Origin of the sequence: Neisseria sp. HMSC70E02, assembly GCF_001838645.1 — a bacterium.
Lineage (GTDB): Bacteria > Pseudomonadota > Gammaproteobacteria > Burkholderiales > Neisseriaceae > Neisseria > Neisseria macacae.
Genome location: NZ_KV838121.1, coordinates 1 through 5,082 on the forward strand (window position 1 = coordinate 1; position 5,082 = coordinate 5,082).

At 53.2% G+C, this 5,082-nt stretch carries 8 protein-coding genes; 2 read left to right on the forward strand and 6 right to left on the reverse strand.

What is annotated here, in order from left to right:
• Window positions 1-180: 180 nt before the first annotated feature.
• The 5 genes from plsX to HMPREF3277_RS10980 form a co-directional block, all read right to left on the reverse strand.
• Window positions 181-1,254: a phosphate acyltransferase PlsX gene (gene plsX / locus HMPREF3277_RS10965; protein ID WP_003776441.1), complete on the reverse strand. Its 1,074-nt coding sequence runs from the start codon at window positions 1,252-1,254 to the stop codon at window positions 181-183.
• Window positions 1,251-1,430, reverse strand: a complete 180-nt coding sequence (locus tag HMPREF3277_RS14055; protein ID WP_083286710.1) for a hypothetical protein — start codon at window positions 1,428-1,430, stop codon at window positions 1,251-1,253. Before HMPREF3277_RS14055 ends, plsX begins: the two co-directional genes overlap by 4 nt.
• Window positions 1,431-1,542: 112 nt before the next feature.
• Complete coding sequence (locus tag HMPREF3277_RS10970; protein ID WP_049223868.1) at window positions 1,543-2,070, reverse strand: phosphoribosyltransferase; 528 nt, start codon at window positions 2,068-2,070, stop codon at window positions 1,543-1,545.
• Window positions 2,071-2,229: 159 nt separating this feature from the next.
• Complete coding sequence (gene rpmF / locus HMPREF3277_RS10975; protein ID WP_003744026.1) at window positions 2,230-2,409, reverse strand: 50S ribosomal protein L32; 180 nt, start codon at window positions 2,407-2,409, stop codon at window positions 2,230-2,232.
• Window positions 2,410-2,443: 34 nt separating this feature from the next.
• Complete coding sequence (locus HMPREF3277_RS10980) at window positions 2,444-2,944, reverse strand: YceD family protein (protein WP_070871139.1); 501 nt, start codon at window positions 2,942-2,944, stop codon at window positions 2,444-2,446.
• Between the two features lie 54 nt (window positions 2,945-2,998).
• Between HMPREF3277_RS10980 and HMPREF3277_RS10985 the strand changes: the two genes are divergently transcribed.
• Window positions 2,999-3,589, forward strand: coding sequence for a Maf family protein (locus HMPREF3277_RS10985; protein WP_060975019.1), 591 nt, complete (start codon window positions 2,999-3,001; stop codon window positions 3,587-3,589).
• A 58-nt stretch (window positions 3,590-3,647) separates the two neighbouring features.
• Window positions 3,648-4,358: an SAM-dependent methyltransferase gene (locus HMPREF3277_RS10990; protein WP_070871140.1), complete on the forward strand. Its 711-nt coding sequence runs from the start codon at window positions 3,648-3,650 to the stop codon at window positions 4,356-4,358.
• A gap of 110 nt (window positions 4,359-4,468) precedes the next feature.
• Here the strand turns inward: HMPREF3277_RS10990 and HMPREF3277_RS10995 are convergent, their stop codons facing one another.
• Entirely contained in the window at window positions 4,469-5,014 is a 546-nt protein-coding gene (locus HMPREF3277_RS10995; RefSeq protein ID WP_070871141.1) for a cytosine permease, read from the reverse strand.
• Between the last annotated feature and the right edge of the window lie 68 nt (window positions 5,015-5,082).

Genomic DNA, 5,082 nt, shown 5'->3' on the forward strand with positions numbered 1-5,082 from the left:
GTTAGACCTTCAAAGTTGAGTATTGTACTATTTTATTTTTAATTGACTATAATTAAACGTTGATTGACTATACATGATTGACTTTGAATGATTCAAACTCAAAGGGTCGTCTGAAAACGGATTTCAGACGACCCTTTCGCTATGTGGCAAACACGCTTGGAGGATTTGCGCAGATAGGTCTTAAACTTTGTTTTCTTCGGCTTGCTGTGCTTCTTGAGCGGCTTGTTCTGCCTTAATCGCTTCCAATGCGGCGAATTGTTCGGCGACACCTTGTTCAATTTTCGACAGGCTGGCGGATTTTGCTTCGTGGTAGGCTTCTTCTAAGGCGTAGCTGAAGCCGACATCGTCTGTGCCGCCGTGGCTTTTGATGACGATACCGCGCAGACCGAGCAGGATGGCGCCGTTGAATTTGCGGGGATCCAGTTTGCTTTTCAAGCCTTTTAGGGCGGGGAGGGCGGCGACGGCGGCCATTTTGTTGAACAGGTTGCGTTGGAATTCCTGACGGATGGCTCCGCTCATGAATTTGACCGCGCCTTCGATGGTTTTGAGCATGATGTTGCCGACAAAGCCGTCTGCGACAATCACGTCGGCTTCGCCATATAGGACGCCATTGCTTTCGATGTTGCCGATGAAATTCAGTTTGCTGCTTTTGAGCAGTTTGAAGGTTTGTTTGACGGTATCCGTGCCTTTGATGTCTTCGGTGCCGACGTTAAGCAGGCCGACGCGCGGGCTGCCTTTTTGCGGGTAGAGGGCTTGGAAGAGTTCGTTGCCGATGATGGCGAACTGTACGAGCTGCTCAGGCGTGCAGTCGACGTTTGCGCCCAAATCGAGGGCGAGGGTCAGGTGTTCGCTGTCGGAGGGCAGGAATTTGGCGATGGCGGGGCGGTCGATGCCGGGAATGGTTTTGAGGACGAAGCGGGCGGTCGCCATGAGCGCGCCGGTGTTGCCGGCGGAGACGGCGGCTTGCGCGGTGCCTTCTTTGACTTGGTTGATGGCAATGCGCATGGAGGAGTCTTTTTTGTTTTTCAGGGCAAGCTGCGGGGCTTCGTCCATGCCGACGACTTCGGAGGCATGGAGTACGGTAATGCGCTCCATCGGCGCGTTGGCTGCGGAGAGGGCTTGGCGGACGGCGGATTCATCGCCGACCATAATGAGGTGTACGTCTTGCTGCTGTTTCAAAAAGGCAAGGGCACCGGGGACGGTAACTGCGAGACCTGAGTCGCCGCCCATGGCATCTACGGCCAATGTAATCATGTTGTTCTCCGGTTTGTGCTGTGAAACGGAAGAGGGGCGGTGTCGGCTACCTCTGTGGGTTTGTTCGGCTTCACAGTCGGTTTCAGACGACCTTTTTGCGATACGCGGTACGGGGTTGTCTGAAAAGGGGTGTATGTGTGGTCGGGGGCTTCGGATTGAAGGGTTGCGTTCCACATTCTAATGCGTTTTATGAAGATAAGCTGAGAAGAGGCAAAATCTCGTTTTGTCGGTGTTCTACGGATTTCGCTTTTACCGTTTCCGGAGAAGGCGGGCTTCTCCGTCGCGGGCTTATTTTTTGCCTTCGGCGGCAAGGCGGTTGTGTTCGTCGATGTCGAGTGCGTCCCAAGGGTAGTTGATCCACCAGTCTTCTACGGTAAGGCCGCTGAAGTAGGGGATGCTTTCGGGGATTTTACCGACTTTGGCTTTGATTTTTTCGTGCAGGACGGCAACGCCGATGGTGCCGAAATCTTCTTTTTGCAACTCGGTCAGGCAGAATTCCATGGTCACGCGACTGTCGTCGACTTCATCGACGACGAGTACGTTTTTGCCTTTCAGCGCGTCAGGTACGGGGTCGAGCCATTGGACTTTTTTGACTTCTTCCGTTACCTGTCCTTCGTTGTCGCTGTCGTAATAGGCGGTGGTTACGGCGTAAATCGGGATTTCCAGAAAGCAGCGCAGCATACGGGCGGGGATGAAGCCGCCGCCGCCGATGGCGATCATGGCATCGTATTTGACGCCGGAGTTTTGGATTTTTTCCGCCAACGCTTTGATAACGCGGTGGATGTCGTCGTAGGTGTACCAGATTTTCTGTTTCATGGCGATTCCCGATTCAATGGGGTGTATCAGTTTGAACTGCAAGGATTTTGTGCCGCATTTTGAAGCATGGGCAGGCATGGATTCGGGCAGTTCGGATGTAATGTAAAAAAGCCAGCATTGCATGGCAATATTCTGGCTTTTTCAGTCAGTCGAATAAGATTATTCGCCTTTGGCTTTCACTACTTTACGGCCGCGGTACATACCGTTGGGGGAAATGTGGTGCGGGCGGTGTACTTCGCCGGTTACGCTGTCAACAGACAGAGAAGGCGCGGTCAAAGCGTCGTGAGAGCGGTGCATACCGCGTTTGGAAGGGGATTTTTTGTTTTGTTGAACGGCCATTTCAAGCTCCTAGATAAATAAAACTGTGTCCTGATTAACTGCTTTTCAAACCTGCTAAAACAGCAAAAGGGTTGGGTTTGTCCTGATTGACTTGTTCCAGCGCGGCATTGTCGCAGTTTTCGTGGCGCGGGGAGAAGGGGAGCGACATTAGGATTTGGTCTTCCACCAACCCGCGTACGTCGAGTTCTTTCTCAATCGGCATGCCTTCCAACTCTTCGTCGGCAAGCATTGCTTCATCCAAGTCCTCTTCGTTGGCGAACAAAACAATACGGCTGGTTTCGTCGAGCGTAAACGGCATGGGGCGGATACATCGTTGGCAAATCAGCGGTATATCGGCTTTGACGTTCAAATCGAGAAACAAACGCTGCAGTCGGTCGCGTCCGCCGCTCAGCGTAAACGACACTTTGGTCTGTTTGTCGGCCGGATAATCGTGCGAACGGACTCGTTCGTCCAATTCCTCAAGCAGGAAGCTGCCTTGCAGGGTCTGCTTTTCGGAGGCGAAAACTTCTGGGTCAATCAAATTAGGGTCTGACATAAACGGGGTATGATATAATTTCGACAGTCTAACGTCAATATTTTTAAGCAAAATATGAGTGCAAAACTGCCTTTGATATTGGGTTCGGGTTCGGTGTTCCGCCGCGCGCAGCTCGAACGTTTGGGCATTGATTTTCAAACTGCCGCGCCTGATTTCGACGAAACACCCGCTGCGGGTGAAAACGCGGCGGATACTGCCTTGCGTTTGGCGGAAGGGAAGGCGCGTTCGCTGGCGGCTCGATTTCCTGCCGCGTTGGTGATCGGCGCGGACCAAGTGGCGTGGTGCAATGACCGCCAGTTGGGCAAGCCGATGAACGTCGCAAATGCACAACAAATGCTAAGGGATTTGAGCGGCAGAAAGATTGAATTTTACAGCGCAATCGTGCTTTTGAATACTGCTTCGGGACGTATTCAGCGTCATGTCGATAACACGTCGGTCGTGATGCGCGCGCTGACAGACGGGCAGATTGAGCGTTATCTGGCGCGCGAACCGGACGCGGTTTACTGCGCGGGTGCGGCGAAGAGCGAGGGCTTGGGCGCGGCGTTGCTGGAGCGCATAGACAGCAGCGACCCGAACGCGCTTATCGGTTTGCCCATCTTCAAACTGGTCGAGTTTTTAAAAAACGAAGGCGTAGAAATTATTTAGGTCGTCTGAAAACAGCCGTTTGACGGTTTCAGACGACCTTCCGTATAGGAAATCCATCATGTCCCCGATTCTTTACTTGATTCCCACCCCTTTGGGTGCGCCCGATACGCCTTGCCTGCTGCCGCACGAACAGGCGCAGATTACCGGCTTGACCGATTTCGTCGTCGAAGCCGAGAAAACCGCCCGCGCCCATTTGAAACATTTGGGCATCACAACCCCCATCCGCGAGCTGAACCTGCAAACCCTCAACGAACACACCGACCTGAAAACCCTGCCCGAACTTCTGAAACCTTTGCAGGAAGGGCGCAGCATGGGCATCCTCAGCGAAGCGGGTTGTCCCGCGGTTGCCGATCCCGGCGCGAATTTGGTGGCATTGGCGCACCGACACGGCTATGAAGTCCGTCCGCTGGTCGGCCCGTCCAGCCTGTTGCTGGCGTTGATGGCGTCAGGGGCGAACGGGCAGAATTTCGCGTTTAAAGGCTATCTGCCGTCCGAGAAAAGCGAGCGTATCGCCGCTTTGAAGAACTTGGAACAGCGTTCGCGCCAGCAAAACGAAACCCAGCTTTTCATCGAAACGCCTTACCGCAACGACGCGTTGCTCGCCGACGCGCTGGAAACCCTGCATCCTGAAACCCGTCTCTGCACCGCAACCGACCTGACTTTGCCGACGCAGGAAATCATCAGCCAAACCGTTGCCGCTTGGCGGAAATCGAAAACGCTGCCGAATTTAAAAAAACGCCCGACAATATTTGTGTTGCACGCGGGTTAGAAAAGTAGGGGCGGGCGGTTGGATGAATTAGAGCCCGCCATACTGAAAAAGGTCGTCTGAAAACCTTCCAGATAAGGTTTTCAGACGACCTTTGCTTTATTGGGAAATACTTAAAACCAATGCAACAATCCGACAGCCATCAAGACTGCCGTGATGCACGCTAAGAGCGCGCAGATTTGTAGGGCTGTCGAGTTGGTTTTAGGATAGCCCATCAGGTTGGGCAATGGGTTGGACGGCAATATCATGCCGTAGACGAATTGAAGCAGTCCGCCCGCGACCATAGGCAATGTAAATACCGGCAATATCAGGCTGATGGCGGCAAGTACGAGGCTGATTCTGAACATCCATATCGCCGGATAATGCCCCTTTCCGGCATCATTGCAGCGCTTTTCCAGCCAAGTGCTTTGATAGTGCAGCAGGCCGTAAAGGGCGATGGCAAAGACATGCACTGCGCCGCCGACCTGCCGGTTGATGCCGCATTGACCCAAGCATGATTGGGTAATCCACAGTAATAGTGCGGATACTGCGCTGATGCCCAGCAAAATGGGCAGGTTTACTGCCGCAAAGCGCGTACGGCTGGCGCGGCGGTTGTCGAAGGGATCGGGCCTTTCGTCATACAGGATGAAGCCGTCGGGTTCTTCTTGGTATGTGTTCATGATTTGGTGTAGTGAGTGATGATTTAGTTGTAATGTATAGTGGATTAACTTTAAACCAGGACGGCGTT

Coding starts and splice junctions, on each gene's coding strand:
- HMPREF3277_RS14055 (WP_083286710.1), bottom strand. CDS start 1,430: ATGTGGAACGCAACCCTTCAATCCGAAGCCCCCGACCACACATACACC.
- HMPREF3277_RS10985 (WP_060975019.1), top strand. CDS start 2,999: ATGAGTGCAAAACTGCCTTTGATATTGGGTTCGGGTTCGGTGTTCCGC.
- plsX (WP_003776441.1), bottom strand. CDS start 1,254: ATGATTACATTGGCCGTAGATGCCATGGGCGGCGACTCAGGTCTCGCA.
- HMPREF3277_RS10990 (WP_070871140.1), top strand. CDS start 3,648: ATGTCCCCGATTCTTTACTTGATTCCCACCCCTTTGGGTGCGCCCGAT.
- rpmF (WP_003744026.1), bottom strand. CDS start 2,409: ATGGCCGTTCAACAAAACAAAAAATCCCCTTCCAAACGCGGTATGCAC.
- HMPREF3277_RS10980 (WP_070871139.1), bottom strand. CDS start 2,944: ATGTCAGACCCTAATTTGATTGACCCAGAAGTTTTCGCCTCCGAAAAG.
- HMPREF3277_RS10995 (WP_070871141.1), bottom strand. CDS start 5,014: ATGAACACATACCAAGAAGAACCCGACGGCTTCATCCTGTATGACGAA.
- HMPREF3277_RS10970 (WP_049223868.1), bottom strand. CDS start 2,070: ATGAAACAGAAAATCTGGTACACCTACGACGACATCCACCGCGTTATC.